The organism is Agromyces sp. PvR057 (assembly GCF_040547485.1).
Lineage (GTDB): Bacteria > Actinomycetota > Actinomycetes > Actinomycetales > Microbacteriaceae > Agromyces.
Map to the genome: position 1 here is coordinate 618,699 of NZ_JBEPPT010000002.1, position 21,690 is coordinate 640,388.

Here is a 21,690-nt window from a genome sequence, read left to right on the forward strand (position 1 = left end):
ATTTCCACCGTCGGCGCCGGTCACGGCGGTTACGCTGAGGCGCATGCCGGACGAACGCCAGCCGAATCCGCTCGTCATCGGTCACCGGGGCGCCTCCGGGTACCGTCCCGAGCACACCAGATCGGCGTACGAACTCGCGTTCGCCCTTGGCGCCGATGCGGTCGAGCCCGACCTCGTGGCCACGCGCGACGGCGTGCTCGTGCTGCGCCACGAGAACGAGATCTCGGGCACGACGGATGTCGCCGCCCGGCCGGAGTTCGCCGGACGCCGCACGACCCGGTCGATCGACGGCACCCCGCTCACCGGCTGGTTCACCGAGGACTTCACCTGGGCCGAGCTCGCGACCCTCCGGGCCAGGGAGCGCCTCGGCGCGCTGCGCCACACGAGCGCGAGCTTCGACGACCGCTACCCGGTGATCCGGTTACGCGACCTGTTCGAGATCATCGATCGGGCCGCCGACGAGCGGGGCCGTCTCCTGCGCATGGTCGCGGAGTTCAAGCACGCGAGCCACTTCGCCTCGATCGGCCTACCGCTCGACGAGCTCTTCGCGGCCGAGCTCGACGCCGCCGGATGGGGCATCGGCGACGAGCGCCTGGTCATGGAGGCGTTCGAACCGACCGTGCTCGACGAACTCGGGGCCCGAGGCATCCGTGGTTCCCGGGTGCTGCTCGTCGAGGGCTCCGGTGCGCCAGCGGATCTCGCGCGAATCGACGGCTCCGCTGCGCCCGCGTACGACTCGTTCGTGACCGATGGCGGGCTGCGGTCGCTCGCCGGCCGGTTCGATGGGGTCAGCGTCGGCGTCCCGCGCCTGCTCGGGAGGCCGAGCGCCCCCCGGTCCGACGGGCGGGTCCTCCGGCCGCTCGTGGGCGCCGACCTGGTGGCCGCCGCCCACGGGGCGGGCCTCGAGGTCTTCACCTGGACCCTCCGGCCCGAGAATCGCTTCCTCCCGTCGCCGTACCGGCGGGGCAAGGGCAAGGCCACGTGGGGCGACTGGCACGGCGCGTTCTCGGCCGTGCTCGCGACCGGCGTCGACGGGATCTTCGTCGACCACCCCGACCTCGGACTCGAGGCGCGCGCCCTCGCCGGCGCAGCAGCGCGAACCGACCGCGGCGAGCCGTGAACGACGGATGCCGCGTCGGGATCGCTCCCGCCGCGGCATCCGTCGTCCGTGGCTGACGCCTACTTCACCTGGTCGCTGATGACCTGCATGATCGACGTGTCGGCGAGGGTCGTGGTGTCGCCGACCTCTCGGCCCTCGGCGAGATCGCGCAGCAGGCGCCGCATGATCTTGCCCGAGCGGGTCTTCGGCAGTTCGTTCACGATGAAGACCTGACGAGGACGCGCGATCGCGCCGATCTGGCCAGCGACGTGCTTGCGCAGCTCTTCGCTCGCCGCGGCCACGTCGGTGACCTGCGCGGCCTGGCTGGCCTTGAGGATCACGAACGCGACGACGGCCTGGCCCGTGGTCTCGTCGGCCGCGCCGACGACGGCGGCCTCGGCGGTCCAGGGGTGCGCGACGAGGGAGGACTCGATCTCGGCGGTCGAGAGGCGGTGGCCCGACACGTTCATGACGTCGTCGACGCGGCCGAGCAGCCAGATGTCGCCGTCGGCATCGCGGCGCGCACCGTCGCCGGCGAAGTACTTGTCGCCGAACTTCTCCCAGTACGTCTCCTGGAAGCGCTCGGGGTCGCCCCAGATGCCGCGGAGCATCGACGGCCACGGCTCGGTGATGACGAGCAGGCCGCCGTCCTCACCCTCGACGGGGGTGCCGTCGTCGGCGAGGATGTCGATCGTGATTCCGGGCACGGCCACCTGCGCGCTGCCGGGCTTCAGGTCGGTCACGCCGGGCAGCGCCGAGATCATGATCGCGCCCGTCTCGGTCTGCCACCACGTGTCGACCACGGGGATCGAGCCGCCGCCGATGACGTGGCGGTACCAGATCCACGCCTCGGGGTTGATGGGCTCGCCGACCGACCCGAGCAGCCGCAGCGAACGCAGGTTGAACGCGTGGGGGATCTGCCGGCCGAGCTTCATGAACGAGCGGATGGCGGTGGGCGCCGTGTACAGGATCGACACCTTGTACTGCTCGACGATCTCCCACCAGCGGCCGGGGTGCGGCGTGTCGGGGGTGCCCTCGTAGAGCACCTGCGTCGCACCGTTCGCGAGGGGCCCGTAGACGACGTACGAGTGGCCGGTGATCCAGCCGACGTCGGCCGTGCACCAGTAGACGTCGGTCTCGGGGTGCAGGTCGAACACGTTCCGATGCGTGAACGCGGCCTGGGTGAGGTAGCCGCCGCTCGTGTGCAGGATGCCCTTCGGCTTTCCGGTCGTGCCCGAGGTGTAGAGGATGAACAGCGGGTGCTCGGCCTCGAACGACGCGGCCTCGTGCTCGGATGACGCGGTGGCCACCGTCTCGTGCCACCACAGGTCGCGCCCGTCGGCCCACTCGACCTCGTTCTCGCCGCGACGCACGACGAGCACGTTGCGCACGCTGCCGCCGACCGACTTCGTCAGGGCGTCGTCGACGACGGGCTTCAGCGGGAACACCTTGCCCTTGCGGTAGCCGCCGTCGGCGGTGATGACGAGGGATGCCTCGGCGTCGTCGATGCGCGAGGCGAGGCTGTCGGCGCTGAAGCCGCCGAACACGACCGAGTGGATCGCGCCGATGCGGGCGACCGCCAGCATCGAGACGACGGCCTCGGGGATCATCGGCAGGTAGATGGCGACGCGGTCGCCCGAACCGACGCCGAGGTCGGTGAGCACGTTCGCGGCGCGCTTGACCTCGGCGGTGAGTTCGGCGTAGGTGATGTCGCGGGTGTCGCCGGGCTCGCCGACCCAGTGCAGCGCGACGCGGTCGCCGTTGCCGGCTTCGACATGGCGGTCGAGGCAGTTGACGGCGACGTTCAGCTCGCCGTCCTCGAACCACTTCGCGAACGGCGGGTTGGTCCAGTCGAGGGTCTTGGTGAAGGGCTTGTCCCACTGCAGCAGGTCGCGCGACTGGTCGGCCCAGAACGCGACGCGATCTGCCTGTGCGGCTTCGTAGAGGCCGGCGTCGGCAACGGCATTGGCGGCGAACTCGGGGCTCGGGCGGAATCGCCTGATCTCCTCGAGCGCGTGATCGATCTGAACGGTCATGGTTCTTCAGTCGCTCCTTCGCGATATGGATCATCGGTGGGTCGCCTGCCCCAAGAGCACCCTACCTGCCCCATGCGGGGGCGACGACTCGTGCGTGACGGAGTGCGTCGAACCTCCTTTCATTGTGGAGAACCCGGCGTTACTGTGCCTTTGCGCAGAGAAATCTGTGTGTCCGCACAAATGAGGACAAAAAGTACTTGCGCATGCATTCGTAGGCCTTATGCTGAATACCGCCCGAACATCGTTTTCGTGGCCTGCAGCGCTCGTGATTCCCCCCAATCCTTGCGCTGCCGAGGCGGCACCTGTTCCCCCCAATGGGTGCCGCCCCCTTTCGTTAAGGGGTGCCGCTCTCGAGCGGCGCTGCAAGATCGAGTCCTCCTCCACAACGGCGTGGGGGAGGCTCTTTCTCTTTCACAAGGTGAACGGATGCCGCGGGCATGGCCCCGGTTCGTACCGTCGGTGTCATGCCCGCCGTCCCGTTCGTCGCCACCCCCTCGTGGGAGCCGCCGCGCCCGCCCGCCCCGACCGAGCGTCGGCCCGAACCGGGAGCGGACGATCCGGTCGGACTCGGCACGGGGGCCAGACTGCTTCGCCCACTGCCGCCGTTCGGGGCTCCGGGCGTCTCGGAGGCGGGTGCTCCAGTCCCGGGTGGCGAGTCGTTCGAGGCGACGCGGACCGAGGGCGGCCGGGTCGCGATCGGCGGCGTCCCGGCCGGCGAACCTGTTGCGCCGCCACTGGCCGGGCACGACTTCTCCGAGCTCGGGCCGCTCGCTCGGTACGCGGCCGAAGGTGAGGTGACCGACCTGTTCGTCAACGGAGCTGCAGGGCTCTGGATCGATCGGGGAGCGGGTCCCGAACACGCGTCGAGCTGGCGGGCCGACGAGGGCGAGGTGCGCGCACTGGCCGTGCGGCTCATCGCTCGCGGCGGTCGCCACATCGACGAGGCGACGCCCGCCGTCGATGTGCGGCTCGGACGAGGCATCCGAGTGCACGCCGTGCTACCGCCCGTGTCGGCCGCCGGCACACTGCTGTCCATTCGCATCCCGCGGGCGGGTGGACTGCGGCTCGCGGCGCTCGCTCGCTCCGGCATGCTCGATGCCGAACACGAGCAGGCGCTCCGTGCGGCGGTGCACGCGCGCGAGAACCTGCTCATCACGGGCGCCGGCGGCACCGGCAAGACCACGCTGCTCGCCGCGCTGCTCGCCGAAGCCCCCGCCGCGGAGCGCATCGTGGTCATCGAAGACGTCGCCGAACTGCAGATCGGCCATCCGCACGTGGTCGCGCTCGAGGCCCGGCAGCCGAACATCGAGGGCTCCGGCCGCATCGGACTCGACGCGCTGCTGCGCGAGGCCCTGCGCATGCGCCCAGACCGACTCGTGGTCGGCGAGTGCCGTGGGCCCGAACTGCGCGAGCTGCTCTCGGCGCTGAACACCGGACACGACGGCGGAGCCGGCACGCTGCACGCGAACTCCCTCGACGACGTCGCCGCGCGGCTCGAGGCACTCGGCGCGGCGGCCGGGCTCTCGCCCGAGGCCGTCGCCAGGCAGGCATCGAGCGCGTTCGACCTCGTCGTGCACCTCGAGCGCGTGGGGAGTCGACGGCGGGTCGCCGGCATCGGCCGGCTCACCCTCGTCGAGGGCGTGCTGTCGGTCGTGCCCGCGGTCCGGCCCCCGGGTGCGCCGGTGCCCGCACCCGTCGCGTCGGGGCCCGTGCCGAGCGATGCGGGCGACCTCCGGTGAGCGAATCCGTCGCACGGCCCGTCTCCGCTCCGGCACGCCTGCGTGCAGCCCTCCTCCGCGGCGTGGACATGGTGCGCTCGCGCGTGCCGATGCTTCGCACCGCACCGGATGCCGCGGCCGGCGTCGACCATGTCGCGAGCGTGGTCGAACGGCTCGCCGTGCTGCTCTCGGCGGGCGTTCCCGCGTCGGCGGCATGGCGGCATCTCTCCGAATCCGGCGAGGGCGACCCGGTGCTCGCTGCTGCGGCGGAGGCGGGCGGGACCGGCGAGCCGATCGCCGAGGCGATCGCCGCGGCGCGAGACGACGTGCCCGAGGCCGAGGGCTGGGCCGTGCTCGCCGCCGCGTGGCAGGTCGCAGGCGAGTCCGGGGCGCCGCTCACCACGAGCCTGCGCGAGCTCGCGAGCGCCATGCGCGACGAGGCGCAGGTGCGGCGCGAGGTGCGCACCTCGCTCGCCGGCCCCGCCGCCAGCGCTCGCATGGTGCTCGCCCTGCCGCTCGTCGCGCTCGCGTTCGGATCGGTGCTCGGCTTCGACACCTCCGGGGTGCTCCTCGGCAACCCGATCGGAGTGGCCTGCCTCCTCCTCGGCGGCGCCTTCCTCTGGGTCGCGTTCCGGTGGAGTCGCTCGCTCGCGACCCGCGCAGCGGCCTTCGACGAGGGCGCCGGACTCGACCTCGAGCTCCTCGCGATCGGCATGGCCGGCGGCGCGTCGGTCGAACGGGCGCGCGCACTGGTCGCGTCGGCGCTCGCGCGTCATGGGCTCGGGGGCGATGATGCCCGCCGGGCCGCGGCATCCGCAACCCTCGACGACATCGTGCGCCTGGCCGAACGGGCCGGAGCGCCGATCGTCGAACTCCTGCGAGCCGAGGCGCGCCGCGGGCGTCGCATCGCCCGCACCGACGCCGCGACGCGGGGAGCCGCGCTCGGCGTGCGGCTCATGCTGCCGCTCGGAGTCTGCGTGCTGCCCGCCTTCGTGCTGCTCGGGGTCGCACCCCTCCTCATCTCGGTCGTCACCGGCACCATCGGCGGTGCCGCGTGATCCCGCCAACTCGTGCCGCCAAGCGCCGGACCCCCGGCATCACCGGAAGGAACCACCCATGCCCGATCGCGTCTCCCGCGTCACCGTCACCGAATCCGCCACCGCCCTCGCCTGCGCCAGGCCCGCCGCCGCCCTCCCTCCGGGCGTCGGCGGCGCCCCGGCCCGACGCCGAACGCTCCGGCGCGCGATCACCGCGCTCGCGGGCGAACGCGGTGCGGCGACCGCCGAGTACGCCGTCGCCACGATGGCCGCCGTCGGCTTCGCCGGTCTCCTGGTCGTCATCCTCCGCGGCGACGAGGTGCGGGGCATCCTCACCGACCTCGTGCGGAATGCCCTCACCGTCGGCTGACGTGGATCGCGGCAGCGTGACGGCCGAGTTCGCCGTCGCGCTGCCCGCGATCATGCTCGTGCTCGCCATGTGCCTCGCCTCGGTGCACCTGGTGACCCTGCAGGTGCGGCTGACGGATGCCGCGGCCGCCGCCGCACGTGCGCTCGGCCGTGGCGAGACGGTCGACGTCGTGGCCGACATCGTCGGCCGCATCGCCGGGCCTGCGGACCTGTCGCACACCGACGACGGCACGTTCGCCTGCGTCGCCCTCGGCGCGTCGGGCGGCGGGCTCCTCGCGTCGATCCGGCTCACGAGCGAGGCCTGCGCGATGTCGGGCGGCCGCTGATGTCCGGGCCGCACCCGGGCTGCCCGGGCGGCGTCGGCCCTCACGGGAGGGACCGTGGTGCCGCCTCCGTCGTCGCGATCGGCCTGATCGCCGCGGTCGTGCTCCTCACGACCCTCGTGCTGGGCGTCACGACGACGTACGTCGATGCCCGGCGTGCCGCCGCCGTCGCCGATGCGGCGGCGCTCGCCGCGGCCGACGCGGTCACCGGCGTGATCGCAGGGCTGCCCTGCGAGGTCGCCGACCGGGTGGCCCGACGGAACGGCGCGACGCTGCGCTCGTGCGAGGTCGACGGAGCCGTGAGCCGGGTCGTGATCGCGGTGCCCGCCCGGATCCCCGGGCTCGATGCCGAGGCATCCGCCCGCGCCGGACCGCCGGGCAGCCCGTGATGCATCGGCGCGGACCGGAGCGCGCTGCACCGTCGGGACGGATCAGGTCGCGGCAGGCGTCATCGCCGCCGTGACCTGATCGCTCCCGCTCTCGCCGGGAGCGGAGCCTCGATCAGTCGAAGACGGTCTCGAGGAATCGGTACTCGACGGCCGAGGGGCGGTCGTCGTTCTCGGCGGAGAACTCCAGGCCGGCAGCGCGTCCGTAGACGTAGCGCTTGCCGTGCTCGGCGCTCAGCTCGAGTCGAGGACGGGGTTCGCCCGAATCGAGGAAGGCGGTCGCTACCGTCTTGCCCTCGAGCGGACCGTCGATCAGTTTCGCGGTGTACGAGCTCGTGGTAGAGGTTTCCATGGTTCGATTCTCCTCCGGTGCCGCCGGATCGCAAGGGTCTGCGCACGGCATGCCGGGGCGGATCGGGCGGGGGACAATTCGGTGCGCTCCCGGTCTGGGTGTGTATGGTGTGGCTTGTCGGGCGGCGATCGAAGCCGCCAGGCGGCACACCGCTCGGGGGCGCGGTCCGCGTGCGATCTCCAATCATGGAATACAAGAGGAGTCTGGTGTCAGGCGCGAAGAAACTGGTCATCGTCGAGTCGCCGACCAAGATGAAGTCGATCGCCCAGTACCTGGGCGACGGCTACGAGGTGCTCTCGTCGGTCGGCCACATCCGCGACCTCATCGAGCCGAAGAACCTTCCGCCCGAGCTCAAGAAGGGCGGCCTCGGCAAGTTCTCGGTCGACGTCGACAACGGCTTCGAGCCCTACTACGTGGTCTCGGACTCGAAGAAGAAGACGGTCGCCGAACTCAAGCGTGCGCTGAAGAACGCCGACGAACTCCTCCTCGCGACTGATGAGGACCGCGAGGGTGAGGCCATCGCGTGGCACCTGCTGCAGGAGCTCAAGCCCAAGATCCCCGTGCGGCGCATGGTCTTCCACGAGATCACCAAGGACGCCATCCAGAAGGCCAAGGACAACACCCGCGAGCTCGACACCGCACTCGTCGACGCGCAGGAGACCCGGCGCATCCTCGACCGCCTCTACGGCTACGAGGTGTCGCCCGTGCTGTGGCGCAAGGTCGGCCCGGGGCTCTCGGCCGGCCGCGTGCAGTCGGCGGCCACGAGGCTCGTCGTCGAGCGCGAGCGCGAGCGACTCGCGTTCGTGTCGGCCGAGTACTGGGACCTCCTCGGGCGCTTCGCGCCGCTCCCCTCGGGGACCGCGTTCGAGGCGAAGCTCGTTCGCCTCGGCGGCGAGCGCATCGCCGCGGGTCGCGACTTCGACGACCTCGGAAAGCTGAAGTCCAAGGCCGCCGTGCTCGACTCGGCGACCGCGCACGCCCTCGTCGAGGCGCTCCGGGCGCCCGACGTGCGTCGCGTCGTCTCCAAGGTCGAGCAGAAGCCGTGGACCCGCCGTCCCTCGGCCCCGTTCACGACCTCGACCCTGCAGCAGGAGGCCGGCCGCAAGCTGCGACTGTCCGCCAAGGACACCATGCGCGTGGCGCAGTCGCTGTACGAGAACGGGTACATCACCTATATGCGAACCGACTCGGTCTCGCTCTCGAAGCAGGCGATCGACGCTGCCCGCGCCCAGGCGACGGCCCTCTACGGCGCCGACTCGGTGCCCGCGGCTCCTCGAACCTACGCCGGCAAGTCGAAGAACGCCCAGGAGGCGCACGAGGCGATCCGCCCGTCGGGCGAGGTGTTCCGCACCCCGTCCGAGCTCGCGAACTCGCTGCGCGGCAGCGAGTTCAAGCTCTACGACCTGATCTGGAAGCGCACGGTCGCCTCGCAGATGGCCGACGCCAAGGGCCAGACGGCCACCGTGACCATCGAGGTCGGTCCGACGGCCGCCGATGCCGCAGCTCCCGAAGGCGCGACCGCCGCAGTCGGCGGCACGATCGCCGAGTTCACCGCGAGCGGAACGGTCATCACCTTCCCCGGCTTCCGCGCGGCCTATGAGGAGAGCCGCGACGAGGAGCGCAACGCCGATGACGCCTCGGGCGAGGCGAAGCTCCCGCCGCTCAAGGAGGGCCAGGAGGTCTCCCTCGACGAGCTCGAGGCCAAGGGCCACGAGACCTCGCCGCTGCCGCGCTACACCGAGGCGAGCCTCGTGAAGCGGCTCGAGGAGCTCGGCATCGGCCGCCCGTCGACGTTCGCCTCGATCATCTCGACCATCCTCGACCGCGGGTACGTCACCCAGCGCGGTCAGGCGCTCGTGCCGAGCTGGATCGCGTTCTCGGTCGTGCGCCTGCTCGAGGAGCACTTCGGCGACCTGGTGCAGTTCGACTTCACCGCCGAGATGGAGGACGACCTCGACCGCATTGCGTCGGGCGAGGCCGACCGCGTCGACTGGCTCAACGGCTTCTACTTCGGCAACGAGACCCACCGCGGTCTGCGGCAGGTGGTCGACAACCTCGGCGACATCGATGCGCGCGAGATCAACTCGATGCCGATCAGCGACGGCGTCACGCTCCGTATCGGCCGGTACGGCCCGTACCTCGAGACCGTCGACCCCGAGGCCGGGCCCGACGCGACGCCGCGTCGCGTGAACCTGCCCCAGGACCTCGCGCCCGACGAGCTCACGCCCGCGAAGGCGCGCGAGCTCATCGACGCACCCGTGCAGACCGATCGCGTGCTCGGCACGAACCCCGAGAACGGCAAGCAGGTCGTCGTCAAGGACGGCCGCTTCGGTCCGTACGTCACCGAGCTCGAGCCCGAGACGACCGACGCCGCGACGGTCGACACCGCCACCGGCGAGGTCGTCGAGGCGCCGAAGCCCAAGCGGGGAACCAAGAAGCCCGTCGCCGCGAAGCCGCGCACGGCCTCGCTGTTCAAGAGCATGCAGATCGAGGAGATCGACCTCGAGTCGGCCCTCAAGCTGCTCGACCTGCCCCGCATCGTCGGCCTCGACCCCGAGTCGGGCGATGAGATCACCGCGCAGAACGGCCGCTACGGCCCGTACCTCAAGAAGGGCGCCGAGACGCGCACGCTGCCGAGCGAGGACGCGATCTTCGACCTCGACCTCGCGGGCGCCCTCGAACTGCTCGCGCAGCCCAAGTACGGCGCTCGCCGTGCGTCGAGCGCGCTGAAGGAGTTCGCCGAGGACCCGGTGAGCGGCAAGCCGATCAAGGTCAAGGACGGCCGCTTCGGTCCGTACGTGACCGACGGCACGACGAACGCGACGATCCCGCGCGCCGAGACGGTCGAGGAGATCACGTTCGAGCGGGCGGTCGAGCTGCTCCAGATCAAGCGCGACAAGGGCCCCGCCGCCCCGCGGGCGAAGGCCCCTGCCACGAAGAAGCCCGCCGCCAAGAAGCCGGCCGCCAAGAAGCCGGCCCCGAAGACGAGCGCCGCGGCCAAGACCACGACGACCGCGGCGAAGACGACGGCGGCGAAGGCCACCGCGACGAAGACGGCGACGAAGAAGCCCGTGGCGCGCACGGCCACGACGAAGCCGAGCGAGGCGTGACGCGCGGCGTCTTCATCACCCTCGAGGGTGGCGACGGCACCGGAAAGACCACCCAGTCGGAGCTGCTGGCCGCCTGGCTCGGCGAGCGCGGCCGCGAGGTCGTGCGCACGCGCGAACCGGGCGGCACCGACGTCGGCGTCGAGGTGCGCGAGATCGTGCTGCACCACCGCGGAGACATCGCGCCGCGGGCCGAGGCGCTGCTGTACGCCGCCGATCGCGCCCACCACGTCGCGACGCTCGTGCGTCCGGCGCTCGAGCGCGGCGACGTCGTGATCCAGGACCGCTACATCGACTCGTCGGTCGCCTACCAGGGCGCCGGGCGCGTGCTCGACCCCGAGGCCGTCCGGGGGCTCTCCGAGTGGGCGACCGAGGGACTGCGGCCCGATCTCACGGTGCTCCTCGATCTCGACGCGGCCTCGGCGAGGGCACGTCTCGACGGCGCGCGCACGCGGTACGACCGGCTCGAGGCCGAGGCATCCGAGTTCCACGACCGGGTGAGGGCGGCGTACCTCGCCCTCGCCGAACGCGAGCCCGAGCGGTTCCTCGTGCTCGATGCGTCGGCATCCGTCGACGCGATCCAGGCGCAGATCCGTGCGCGCGTCGCCTCGCTGATCTGAAACCCGATCTGGGTGGATCGTCGGTGTGCGACGCGGCCGTCCGCACCCGCGGCCTCGTGCATCGGCGGTGGCGTCGCCGGTGCGGCGGATGTCGCCAGTGGAAGGTAGCGTGAATCCGTGAGCGTGTGGAGCGAGTTGACCGGCCAGGAGCAGGCGATCGCCGTCTTCAGGGCTGCGGCCGAGGCATCCGGTGCCCGCACCTCGCAGCAGATGACCCACTCCTGGCTCATCACCGGACCCCCGGGGTCCGGACGTTCCAACCTGGCCTACGCGTTCGCCGTGGCGCTCATCTCGGGCGACCCCGACGGCGACGAGCCCACGCGCATCCAGGTCGAGGCGCGCAGCCACCCCGACCTGCACGTGCTCGCGACCGAGGGCGTCATCATCAAGCGCGACGACGTGCGCGACATCGTGAAGCGCTCGCATTTCGCGCCGTCGATCGGCCGGCACCGCGTGATCATCGTCGAGGACGCCGATCGCATGACCGAGCAGACCTCGAACTTCCTGCTCAAGGAGCTCGAGGAGCCGCCCGAGCGCACCGTCTGGATTCTCTGCGCGCCGAGCGAGGCCGACCTGATCCCCACGATCCGCTCGCGCGTGCGGTCCGTGCGGCTGCTGATGCCGAGCATCGCGGATGTCGCAGCCCTGCTCGTGCGTCGCGACGGCGTCGATCCCACGCTCGCCGAACGATCGGCCCGCGAGGCGCAGAGCCACATCGGCATGGCGCACCGGCTCGCCACGAGCGACGATGCGCGCCGGCGCCGTGAGGAGACGTTGCAGCTCGCGCTGCAGGTGCGCTCCGCGGCGACCGCGGTCTCGACCGCGGCCAGGTTCCTCGCGATCGCGGGCGACGACGCGAAGGCGATCACCGCGCTCCGCGATGCCGAAGAGCGCGAGCACGCGCTGCACTCGCTCGGCATCGCGCCAGGCCAGGCGGTGCCCGCGGCGCTGCGCCCGCAGATGAAGGCGCTCGAAGACGACCAGAAGCGGCGGGCGACGCGCAGCCTCAGAGACGGCATCGACCGCATCCTCGTCGACCTGACGTCGCTCTATCGGGACATCCTGCTGCTGCAGCTCGGCGCCGACGTCGAGCTCGTCAATCGCGAGCTCGTCGACGAACTGCGCCGCGCCGCGGCATCCGTCGCTCCCATGCGCACGCTCGCGACGCTCGACGCGATCCAGGAGGCACGCGAGCGCATCGAGGGCAACGTCGCGCCGGCCCTCGCCCTCGAGGCCATGCTCGTCTCCGCCATCCGACGACCCGAATCCGACCGAGGGGCCGCATGACCATGACATCCGCACACCCGCACCCGCACCGTCGCGGAGGGCGCACCGCGGCCCGTGCCGCCGCCCTCGCGGGGGCGCTCGTGGCGTTGCTCGTGCTGAGCGGGTGCGTGCCGTCGTTCCTCGAGCCGCCGACCTCCGAATCGAAGCCCACCGGCGAGCGCGTCGCGGCGGACCTCGAACCGTACTACGGCCAGGTCCTGACCTGGGAGGGCTGCGACGGCGGGTTCGAATGCGCCACGGCGACGGCGCCGCTCGACTGGGAGGCGCCGGGCGACGGCGAGATCGAGCTCGCGCTCGTCCGGCACCGCGCCACGGGCGAGCGCATCGGATCCCTGCTCGTGAACCCCGGCGGCCCCGGAGGGTCCGGGTACGACTTCGTCAAGGACTCCCTCGACTACGCGGTCGGCCAGCCGCTGCAGCAGCGCTTCGACATCGTCGGCTTCGACCCGCGCGGGGTCGGCAGGTCCTCGGCGGTCACGTGCTACGAGCCGGCCGACATGGACCAGTTCCTCTTCGGCATCGTGCCAGGCGAACGTGGCAGCGACGAGTGGATCGCGAACGCCGGCCAGGTCAAGACCGACTTCGGCGCGGCCTGCGGCGAGAACACCGGCGCACTGCTCGGCGAGGTCGACACGAAGAGCGCGGCCCGAGACCTCGACATGCTTCGCGCGGCGCTGGGCGACGAGCAGCTCAACTACCTCGGCTACTCCTATGGCACGTTCCTCGGCGCGACGTACGCGGGGCTCTTCCCCGAGAAGGTCGGACGCCTCGTGCTCGACGGTGCGATCGACCCCGCCGCACAGGAGGAGGACGTCTCGCGCGAGCAGGCCATCGGCTTCGAATCCGCACTTCGCGCCTACCTCGCCGACTGCCTCGCGGGCACCGACTGCCCGTTCTCCGGCAGCGTCGACGCGGCGATGGACGACATCAGCCGACTGCTCGCATCCGTCGACGCGAGCCCGATGCGCGGCAGCGACGGGCGCGAGGTCGGCGCCGACACCCTCGTGACCGCGATCGTCTACCCGCTCTACAGCGCCGACTCGTGGCCGTACCTCAGCGAGATGCTCGACGCCGTCATGCTGGGCGATGCAGACGCAGCCCTGAGCTTCGCCGACGGGTACTACGGCCGAAACGCCGACGGCACGTACAACGACAACTCGACCGAGTCGTTCCTCGCGATCAACTGCCTCGACTACGCGTACCAGTCCGACGTCGCGGTCATGCGCGAGAAGGCCGCCGAGATCGCCGCGGCGGCGCCCGTGATCGGTCCGTACTTCGGCTACGGCGACCTCGGATGCGTGACCTGGCCGTACGCGTCGACGGCCGAGCGCACGGCGATCCACGCCGAGGGCGCAGCGCCGATCGTCGTCATCGGCACCACGAACGACCCCGCGACGCCGTACACCTGGGCGGTCTCGCTCGCCGACCAGCTCGACAGCGGCGTGCTCGTGACCTATGAGGGCGAGGGGCACACGGCCTACAACAAGTCGAACGACTGCGTCTCCGGGGCGGTCGAGTCGTACCTGATCGACGGAACCGTGCCGTCCGACGGCACGACGTGCTGAGAGTGGTCAACGGCGCTCCAGAGATCCGCTAACATAGACTCTCGTGCCGATCGCTGCGCAAGCACCGGTCTCAGCACGCCGCCTTAGCTCAGTCGGCAGAGCGTCTCACTCGTAATGAGAAGGTCGTGGGTTCGATTCCCACAGGCGGCTCCACTCGAAGGCCCGGACTCGTCCGGGCCTTCGGCATTTCCGCGAACGGAGCGACCATGACGACGTCCGAGGCCATCACGGCGGGCAAGTACGTGGCGCTCACGACCTTCCGCACGGACGGCACCCCGGTGTCGACGCCCGTGTGGTTCGCCCTCGACGGCGCGCGCGTCGTCGTGCAGACGCCCGCCCACACCGGCAAGCTCAAGCGCCTGCGCCGCGACACTCGCGTGCTCGTCGCCCCCTGCGACCTGCGCGGACGGGTGCGCGCGGGCGCGCCCGAGTCCGCCGGTACGGCCGAGATCGTGACGGAGCCCGTCGAGGCCGAACGCCTCCAGGGGCTGTTGCGTCGCCGCTACGGCTTCCTCTACACGCTCGCGCACGCGATCATCCGCCCCCGAGGCAAGGACGCGAAGGCCGACGTCATGCTGCGCGTCACGCTCGGCTGACCGTCCGATCCGCCGGGGAGGATCGCTCCACCGAACCGATCGCTCCGCCGCAACGAACTCGGCCGAAGAGAAGGAGGGCGGATGCCGCGCACCGGCGCCTGGGGCGTGCTCGCCCTCACGATCGTGCTCGAGGTCACGGCGACCCTCAGCCTCGACGCCGCCCAGCGGCATCCGTGGCTCTACGTCGTCGTGGTCGTGGGATACGCGGGATCGTTCCTGTTGCTCTCGCAGGTGCTGCGCATGGGCATGCCGCTCGGCGTCGCCTACGGCATCTGGGGTGCCACCGGGGTCGCGCTGACGGCCGTGCTCGCATGGGCGCTCTTCGGCGACCCCCTCACGCCCATCATGCTCGCGGGCATCGGGCTCATCGCGGTGGGCGTGCTGCTCATCGAACTCGGGCCCCAGCTGGCCGTACGGCGCGCGGAGGCATCCGCCGTCCCGATCGGCGACGGCGCCAGCGGCGCCACCGACGCCGACCGCGCCACGGGCGAGGCCGGCGCATGAGCTGGGTGCTCCTGGCGTTCGCGATCCTCAGCGAGGTCGGCGCCACCCTGTCGTTGCGCATGGCCACGCACGCCGTCCGTCGACGCCGCGTCTGGCTGGTCCCGGTGGTCGTCGGCTACCTGTCGTCGTTCGTGCTGCTCGCGGCGACGCTGGCGCAGGGCATGCAGGTCGGCGTGGCCTACGGGGTGTGGACGGCCGTCGGCGTCGTGCTCACCGCGCTCGCCGGCCGGCTGCTCTTCCGGGAGCCGTTCACGTGGGTGATGGGCGCCGGCGTCGCGCTCGTCGTCGGCGGCGTGCTGCTCGTCGAGCTCGGCACCCCCGTGCACTGAACGAGGCAGGTCGGGACGGCGGCCGCGAGCTGCCGACGCCCGCGCCGCGGCATCCGTTCTCCTGCCGGAGGTGCGCGTGGCTAGGCTTGGCGCATGACGGATCGACTGCGCTGGGGCATTCTCGCGACGGGTGGCATCGCCCACTCCTTCACCAACGACCTGAAGCTGAACGGCTTCACCGTGCAGGCGGTCGGGTCGCGCTCGCAGGCGGGTGCCGACGCGTTCGCCGCCGAGTTCGACATCCCGAACGCGCACGGCAGCTACGAGGCGCTCGTCAACGACCCCGAGGTCGACGTGATCTACGTGTCGACGCCGCATCCGGTGCACGCCGAGAACGCGCGGCTCGTGCTCGAGGCCGGCAAGCACGTGCTCGTCGAGAAGCCGTTCACGCTCAACGCCGGCGAGGCCCGTGAGATCGCCGCGCTCGCCGCAGGGAAGGGCCTGCTCGCCCTCGAGGCGATGTGGACCCGCTACCTGCCGCATATGGTGCGCATCCGCGAGATCATCGCCGCCGGCACGCTCGGCGAGGTGCGCTCGCTCATCGCCGACCACACGCAGAAGCTCTCCGACGACCCGGGGCACCGCATCAACGCCCTCGAGCTCGGCGGCGGCGCGCTGCTCGACCTCGGCATCTACCCGGTGTCGTTCTCGTGGGACCTCTTCGGCGAGCCGCGCACGATCCAGAGCACGGCGACGTTCAAGGACACGGGCGCCGACGCGCAGATCGCGGCCGTCTTCGGCTACGACGGCGGACGCATCGCGACGACGGTCTCGGCCAGCGACACCCGCGGCCCGAACGCGGCCACCGTGCTCGGCACCGAGGCCCGCATCGACATCGACGCGGTCTGGTACACCCCGACGACGTTCCGGGTCGTGTCGCACGACGGCACGGTGCTCGAGTCCTTCACCTCCGAGGTGGTCGGTCGCGGCATGCACTTCCAGGCCGAGGCCGTCGAACGACTCGTGGCCGCCGGCACGCTCGGGGGAGACCTGCTGACGATCGACGAGACGGTCGCCATCATGGGCACGCTCGACACCATCCGCGAGCAGATCGGGCTGCGCTACCCGGGCGAGTGAGCGCTCGCGGGCATCCGCGTCGACGGCCGATCGGTCGGTCGTTCAGGTGATTCTCGGGCTGTGATCAGGCTTCGGTCTGGTGCGCCGCGTAGGCTGCCCGAATGACCGACGAGACGGATGCCCCGGGCGAGCCCGATTCCGTCGGCGAATCCGAGGGCAGCGAGGGCGCCGAGACCGAGCTGCTCCAGACGGCGGATGCCGCGGGCGGGCCCGTGCCCGCCGACGAGCCGCAGCCGACGGATGGCGCCGAGGCGCCGGCATCCGCCATCGCCGCGTCGGGCGCGACGGCCGCTGCAGCATCGCCTGCCGGTCGTGGCACCTCGATCCGAGCCTTCGCACGCAAGCACCGGGTCGCCCTGTCGGTGACCGCGGGCGCCGTGGCGTTCGCGCTGCTCGGGGTCGGCGCGGTGTTCGCCGGCATCGCCGTGAACGCGCCGGAGGCCGCGCCGGTCGCCTTCGTGACCGCGACGCCGACCCCGACCGCCGACCCGGGCCGACCCGTGCCCGTGGCCGTCGCGGCGCCGAGCGCGATCGACACGAAGGTCCGCACGTGCTCCGTGGCCGACCGCGCGGCCGACCCGCGCCTCGCGAACCTGCAGGCGCAGGTGCGCAACGCGGCGACCGGTGAGGTGCTCTACGACCGGGGCGGCACCACGCCGTCGCGCACGGCGAGCGTCATGAAGGTGCTGACGTCCGCGGCCGCCCTCGAGGTGCTCGGCCCCGACTACCGGGCGACGACGACCGTGGTGAAGGGTGCCGAGCCGGGTTCGGCCGTGCTCGTCGGGGGCGGCGACGTGACGCTCTCGCGGACGCCGAGCGGCACCGACACCGTGTACCCGGGTGCGGCGCACCTCGACGACCTCGCCGCGCAGGTGCGGGCCGCGTGGGCCGCCGACCCCTCGAACCCGCCGCTGACGAAGCTCATCCTCGACGCGGGATACTTCGGCGGCGACGAGTACCAGGCGAGCTGGGACACCGTCGAGCGCGATGACGGCTACATGTCGAACATCACCGCGCTGCAGGTCGACGGCGACCGCGACGACCCGAGCGCCAACACCTCGTGGCGCAGCACCGACCCGATCGGGCGCGCAGGCCAGGCGTTCGCCGACCAGCTCGGCGGCATCTCGGTCGTCGAGCGCGGCACGGCCCCCGCCGGAGCGCAGCAGCTCGGCGCCGTGAGCTCCCCGACGGTCGCGCAACTCGTCGACAAGGCGCTCGTCGTCTCGGACAACACGGTCGCCGAGATGCTCGCGCGCCTCGTCGCGATCCAGACGGGGTCGGGCAACACGTTCGATGCGATCAACGCGGGCGTGCTGCAGGGCCTCCAGGTCTACGGCATCGACACTGCGGGCATCTCCATCGTCGACGGCTCGGGCCTGAGCGACGACAACGCCGTGCCGCCGGACTACCTCACGCAGCTGTTCATCAAGATCAACGCACGCGAGGGCGATCTCGGCGTGCTGATGGACGGCCTGCCGGTGTCGGGCCAGCGCGGATCGCTCTCGTACAGCGACCGGTTCGCGGGCGACAACGCCGTGGCCGACGGCGCGGTGTCGGCCAAGACGGGCTGGATCAACAGCGGCTACACGCTCTCCGGCGTGATCCGAGCCCAGGACGGCTCGACGCTGACCTTCGCGATCTACGCGCTCGGCGACGTGACCGACGAGGCCAAGCAGGCCATCGACACGCTCACGACGGGCTTCTTCCTCTGCGGCGACGACCTCTCGAACAGCTGACGCGCGTCGACCGGCCGACCTCGGCCTGCGGGCGAGCGGATGTCCGCGTCTGCGACGAGAATGGGTGCAGACGGAGGAGGCAGTCATGACCCGGGCCCTGTTCATCATCGACGTGCAGAACGACTTCACCGAGGGCGGTGCGCTCGGCGTCGAAGGGGGAGCCGCGGTCGCCGAGGGCATCACCCGCCACCTCGAGGCGCACCGCGACGACTACGCGCTCGTCGTGGCATCCCGCGACTGGCACTCGGGCGAGAACGACAACGGCGGCCACTTCGCCACCGAGGCCGAGCCCGACTTCGTCGACACCTGGCCGTCGCACTGCGTCGCGGGCACCGAGGGGGCCGAGTACCACCAGGCGCTCGCGGCCGACGCGGTCGACGTGCACATCCGCAAGGGCCAGGGCGTGCCCGCCTACTCGATCTTCGAGGGCACGGATGACGCGGGCGCGACCATCGGCGAGGTGCTCGCGTCGCACGGCATCACCGACGTCGACGTGGTCGGCATCGCGACCGACTACTGCGTGCGCGCGAGCGCCCTCGACGCCCTCGAGCACGGACAGCACGTGCGCGTGCTCACCGACCTCGTGGCCGGGGTCGCCGCCGAGTCGTCGGCCGCCGCACTCGCCGAGCTCGGGCACGCGGGCGCCGAGATCGTCGCGGCGGGCGAACCCGCGCAGGGCTGAGGCGGCCGCGCGCGGCATCCGCCCGTCTCGGGAGGCGCCGAGCGGAGGCCTGGATCGACGGAATCATCCTCCGCTCGCGACGATCTCCTCCTGCCAGGCGAGCGCGAGACCGCCGGCACCCTTACAGCGTGTGCCCGAGCTTGAAGCCCTGCTCCTGGTCGCCGGTGCGCGTGTACGAGAAGCCGTCGGCGCCGATCGTGACCTCCATCTCGGAGTCGTCGGTGCGCGAGACGAGCGGCTTCGGCTGCCCGTCGAGGTCGAGCACGAGCGACGCCTCGGTGTACCACGACGGCACGACGGGGTTGCCCCACCAGTCGCGGCGCTGGTTGTCGTGCACGTCCCAGGTGACGACGGGGTTGTCGGGGTCGCCGGTCCAGTAGTCCTGCGTGTAGATCTCGATGCGGTGGCCGTCGGGGTCGCGCAGGTAGAGGTAGAAGGCGTTCGAGACGCCGTGGCGGCCCGGCCCGCGCTCGATGCGGTCGCTGAGTCGCAGCGCGCCGAGCTTGTCGCAGATCGCGATGATGTTGTGCTTCTCGTGCGTCGCGAACGCGACATGGTGCATGCGGGGGCCGTCGCCACCGGTCATGGCGGTGTCGTGCACGGTGGGCTTGCGGCGCATCCACGCGGCGTACGTGGTGCCCTCGGCATCCTGGATGTCCTCGGTCACGCGGAAGCCGAGGTCCTCCATGTAGGCGACCGCGCGCGGCACGTCGGGAGTGACCTGGTTGAAGTGGTCGAGGCGCACGAGGCATCCGGGGGTCTGCAGGTCGTAGCGCCACGCGAGGCGCTCGACGTGCTCGACCTCGTGGAAGAACTCGTAGGGGAAGCCGAGCGGGTCCTCGACACGAACCGAGTCGCCGATGCCGCGGGTGTAGCCCTCGGGGTTGCGTTCGACGCGGCATCCGAGTTCCTCGTAGAAGGCGACCGCCCTGTCGAGGTCCTCCGGCGTGCGCACGCGGTAGCTGAAGGCGGCGACCGCGGCGACCGGGCCCTTGCGCAGCACGATATTGTGGTGGATGAACTCCTCGAACGAGCGCAGGTAGACGGCCTCGTCGTCCTCCTCGGTGACGACGAGGTCGAGCACGTCGACGTAGAACGCGCGGCTCGCGGCGAGGTCGGTGACGATGAGCTCCATGTAGGCGCAGCGCACGATGTCGGGCGCGGGCGAGGTCGGCGTCGGGATGCGGTTCGCGGGCGCGGGGATCGGGTTCAGGTCGGTGACGACGGGTTCGGTCATGGTGGTGCCTTCTCTTCGTTGAGCGGATGTCTCGGGGCGGCCGGATCGGTTACGCGGGCGGTGCGGCCGGTGCGACGCCGAAGCGCGGCGAGTGCGCCGTGGCGAGCGTGATGTGCACGGCCTGCTGGTCGGTGTAGAAGTCGATGGAGCGGTAGCCGCCCTCGTGGCCGAGGCCGGACGCCTTGACCCCGCCGAACGGCGTTCGCAGGTCGCGCACGTTGTTGGAGTTGAGCCACACCATGCCGGCCTCGACCGCCTGCGAGAATGTGTGGGCTCGCGTGAGGTCGTTCGTCCAGATGTAGGCGGCGAGGCCGTAGCGGGTGTCGTTCGCGAGGGCGAGCGCCTCGGCATCCGTGTCGAACGGGGTGATCGCGACGACCGGGCCGAAGATCTCCTCCTGGAAGATGCGGGCGTCGGGTGCGACATCCGCGAACACCGTGGGGGCGACGTAGTTGCCGGTCTCGAGGCCCTCGGGGCGGCCGCCGCCGGCGACGAGGCGGCCCTCGGACTTGCCGATCTCGACGTAGGACATGACCTTCTCGTAGTGCTCGGGGTGCACGAGCGCGCCGACCTCGGTCTTCGGGTCGTGGGGGTCGCCGACGACGATGTTCTTCGCACGTTCGGCGTAGCGGGCGACGAAGTCGTCGTAGATCGGCCGTTCGACGAGCACGCGGGATCCGGCGGTGCAGCGCTCGCCGTTCAGCGAGAAGACCCCGAACACGGTCGCGTCGAGCGCGGCCTCGAGGTCGGCGTCGGCGAAGACGACGGCGGGCGACTTGCCGCCGAGTTCCATGGAGAGGCCCTTCAGGAACGGGGCTGCGTTGGCGAAGATGATCTGGCCGGTGCGGCTCTCGCCGGTGAAGGAGATGAGCGGCACGTCGGGGTGCTTGACGAGCGCGTCGCCCGCCTCCTCGCCGAGGCCGTTCACGAGGTTGAAGACGCCGTCGGGCACCCCGGCCTCGCGGAAGATCTCGGCCCAGAGCGACGCCGAGAGGGGCGTGAACTCGGCGGGCTTCAGCACGACGGTATTGCCGGTGGCGAGGGCGGGGGCGAGCTTCCACGACTCGAGCATGAACGGGGTGTTCCAAGGTGTGATGAGCCCCGCGACGCCGATCGGCTTGCGGTTGACGTAGTTCACCTGGCGGCCGGGCACCTTGTAGGTGTCATCGGCCTGGGCCACGATCAGGTCGGCGAAGAACCGGAAGTTCTCGGCGGCGCGCTGCGCCTGCCCGAGCGCCTGCGTGATCGGCAGGCCGGTGTCGAAGGTCTCGAGTTCGGCCAGGCGCGCATCGCTCGCCTCGACGAGGTCGGCGACGCGGTGCAGCACGCGCGAGCGCTGGCGGGGCAGCAGTCTCGGCCACGGTCCCTCGGCGAACGCGCGCTTCGCCGCGGCGACGGCGAGGTCGATGTCGGCCTGCTGGCCGGCGGCGGCCTGCACGTAGGTCTCGTTCGACACGGGGTCGAGCACGTCGAACGTCTCGCCTCCGACCGAGTCGACGAACCGGCCGTCGATGAAGTGGCGGATGCGATCGGGCAGCCCCTCGGGGACGTGGTGGGTCATGGCGGTCTTCCGTTCTGAGCTGGGTGAGGCGTTCTGGGCTGGGTGCGGCGTTCTGGGCTGGGTGCGGCG

20 protein-coding genes and 1 tRNA gene are annotated in these 21,690 nt (G+C 71.5%); 17 read left to right on the forward strand and 4 right to left on the reverse strand.

Translation table 11 applies throughout. From position 1 onward, the window contains the following. The first annotated feature begins 43 nt into the window (after positions 1-43). Entirely contained in the window at positions 44-1,120 is a 1,077-nt protein-coding gene (locus ABIC29_RS12110; RefSeq protein ID WP_116083551.1) for a glycerophosphodiester phosphodiesterase family protein, read from the forward strand. A gap of 59 nt (positions 1,121-1,179) precedes the next feature. Here the strand turns inward: ABIC29_RS12110 and acs are convergent, their stop codons facing one another. Continuing rightward, entirely contained in the window at positions 1,180-3,135 is a 1,956-nt protein-coding gene (gene acs / locus ABIC29_RS12115) for an acetate--CoA ligase (RefSeq protein ID WP_116083549.1), read from the reverse strand. Positions 3,136-3,599: 464 nt separating this feature from the next. Between acs and ABIC29_RS12120 the strand changes: the two genes are divergently transcribed. From ABIC29_RS12120 to ABIC29_RS12140, 5 genes are read left to right on the forward strand one after another with little or no spacing between them, the layout of a single operon-like run. Next, on the forward strand, positions 3,600-4,874 hold the full coding sequence (locus ABIC29_RS12120) for a TadA family conjugal transfer-associated ATPase (protein WP_354245632.1): 1,275 nt from the start codon (positions 3,600-3,602) through the stop codon (positions 4,872-4,874). Next, a complete protein-coding gene (locus tag ABIC29_RS12125) occupies positions 4,871-5,911 on the forward strand; it encodes a type II secretion system F family protein (RefSeq protein WP_354245635.1) in 1,041 nt (346 codons plus the stop codon). Before ABIC29_RS12120 ends, ABIC29_RS12125 begins: the two co-directional genes overlap by 4 nt. Before the next feature lie 58 nt (positions 5,912-5,969). Continuing rightward, complete coding sequence (locus ABIC29_RS19025; protein WP_116083547.1) at positions 5,970-6,260, forward strand: DUF4244 domain-containing protein; 291 nt, start codon at positions 5,970-5,972, stop codon at positions 6,258-6,260. Between the two features lies 1 nt (position 6,261). Next, on the forward strand, positions 6,262-6,585 hold the full coding sequence (locus ABIC29_RS12135) for a TadE family type IV pilus minor pilin (RefSeq protein WP_116083544.1): 324 nt from the start codon (positions 6,262-6,264) through the stop codon (positions 6,583-6,585). After that, positions 6,585-6,971, forward strand: coding sequence for an Rv3654c family TadE-like protein (locus ABIC29_RS12140; protein WP_116083542.1), 387 nt, complete (start codon positions 6,585-6,587; stop codon positions 6,969-6,971). The genes ABIC29_RS12135 and ABIC29_RS12140 overlap by 1 nt, the downstream gene beginning before the upstream one ends. Before the next feature lie 112 nt (positions 6,972-7,083). On the opposite strand, the gene ABIC29_RS12145 is transcribed toward ABIC29_RS12140, so the two are convergent. Beyond that, positions 7,084-7,320 carry a hypothetical protein gene (locus tag ABIC29_RS12145; RefSeq protein ID WP_116083539.1) on the reverse strand — a complete coding sequence of 79 codons (237 nt, stop codon included), beginning with the start codon at positions 7,318-7,320 and terminating at the stop codon, positions 7,084-7,086. A gap of 206 nt (positions 7,321-7,526) precedes the next feature. On the opposite strand from ABIC29_RS12145, the gene topA reads away from it, so the two are divergent. The 11 genes from topA (at position 7,527) to ABIC29_RS12200 (ending at position 18,823) form a co-directional block, all read left to right on the forward strand. Continuing rightward, on the forward strand, positions 7,527-10,430 hold the full coding sequence (gene topA, locus ABIC29_RS12150) for a type I DNA topoisomerase (RefSeq protein ID WP_354245639.1): 2,904 nt from the start codon (positions 7,527-7,529) through the stop codon (positions 10,428-10,430). Then, a complete protein-coding gene (gene tmk / locus ABIC29_RS12155; protein WP_116083533.1) occupies positions 10,427-11,047 on the forward strand; it encodes a dTMP kinase in 621 nt (206 codons plus the stop codon). Before topA ends, tmk begins: the two co-directional genes overlap by 4 nt. A gap of 117 nt (positions 11,048-11,164) precedes the next feature. After that, on the forward strand, positions 11,165-12,334 hold the full coding sequence (locus ABIC29_RS12160) for a DNA polymerase III subunit delta' (RefSeq protein ID WP_116083530.1): 1,170 nt from the start codon (positions 11,165-11,167) through the stop codon (positions 12,332-12,334). Positions 12,335-12,336: 2 nt separating this feature from the next. Then, positions 12,337-13,899: an alpha/beta hydrolase gene (locus tag ABIC29_RS12165; RefSeq protein WP_502915488.1), complete on the forward strand. Its 1,563-nt coding sequence runs from the start codon at positions 12,337-12,339 to the stop codon at positions 13,897-13,899. 77 nt (positions 13,900-13,976) lie between these two features. After that, positions 13,977-14,052: transfer RNA gene (locus ABIC29_RS12170), tRNA-Thr, on the forward strand. A 53-nt stretch (positions 14,053-14,105) separates the two neighbouring features. After that, the gene (locus tag ABIC29_RS12175; RefSeq protein ID WP_354245646.1) at positions 14,106-14,495 is read left to right on the forward strand and encodes a PPOX class F420-dependent oxidoreductase; all 390 of its coding nucleotides are present in this window, start codon (positions 14,106-14,108) and stop codon (positions 14,493-14,495) included. An 81-nt stretch (positions 14,496-14,576) separates the two neighbouring features. Beyond that, positions 14,577-14,999, forward strand: a complete 423-nt coding sequence (locus ABIC29_RS12180) for a DMT family transporter (RefSeq protein ID WP_354245649.1) — start codon at positions 14,577-14,579, stop codon at positions 14,997-14,999. Next, positions 14,996-15,328, forward strand: a complete 333-nt coding sequence (locus tag ABIC29_RS12185) for a DMT family transporter (RefSeq protein WP_116083520.1) — start codon at positions 14,996-14,998, stop codon at positions 15,326-15,328. The genes ABIC29_RS12180 and ABIC29_RS12185 overlap by 4 nt, the downstream gene beginning before the upstream one ends. A 93-nt stretch (positions 15,329-15,421) precedes the next feature. Beyond that, complete coding sequence (locus tag ABIC29_RS12190) at positions 15,422-16,405, forward strand: Gfo/Idh/MocA family protein (RefSeq protein ID WP_354245652.1); 984 nt, start codon at positions 15,422-15,424, stop codon at positions 16,403-16,405. A gap of 101 nt (positions 16,406-16,506) precedes the next feature. After that, positions 16,507-18,141: a D-alanyl-D-alanine carboxypeptidase/D-alanyl-D-alanine-endopeptidase gene (locus ABIC29_RS12195; RefSeq protein WP_354245655.1), complete on the forward strand. Its 1,635-nt coding sequence runs from the start codon at positions 16,507-16,509 to the stop codon at positions 18,139-18,141. 85 nt (positions 18,142-18,226) lie between these two features. Beyond that, on the forward strand, positions 18,227-18,823 hold the full coding sequence (locus ABIC29_RS12200) for an isochorismatase family protein (RefSeq protein WP_116083515.1): 597 nt from the start codon (positions 18,227-18,229) through the stop codon (positions 18,821-18,823). 121 nt (positions 18,824-18,944) lie between these two features. Here ABIC29_RS12200 and hpaD read toward each other — a convergent pair whose 3' ends face one another. Both hpaD and hpaE read right to left on the reverse strand, forming a co-directional pair. Continuing rightward, positions 18,945-20,060 (reverse strand): 3,4-dihydroxyphenylacetate 2,3-dioxygenase, encoded by a 1,116-nt coding sequence (gene hpaD, locus ABIC29_RS12205; RefSeq protein WP_354245658.1) that lies wholly within the window; start codon positions 20,058-20,060, stop codon positions 18,945-18,947. Positions 20,061-20,109: 49 nt separating this feature from the next. Beyond that, positions 20,110-21,621 carry a 5-carboxymethyl-2-hydroxymuconate semialdehyde dehydrogenase gene (gene hpaE, locus ABIC29_RS12210; RefSeq protein ID WP_116083510.1) on the reverse strand — a complete coding sequence of 504 codons (1,512 nt, stop codon included), beginning with the start codon at positions 21,619-21,621 and terminating at the stop codon, positions 20,110-20,112. Between the last annotated feature and the right edge of the window lie 69 nt (positions 21,622-21,690).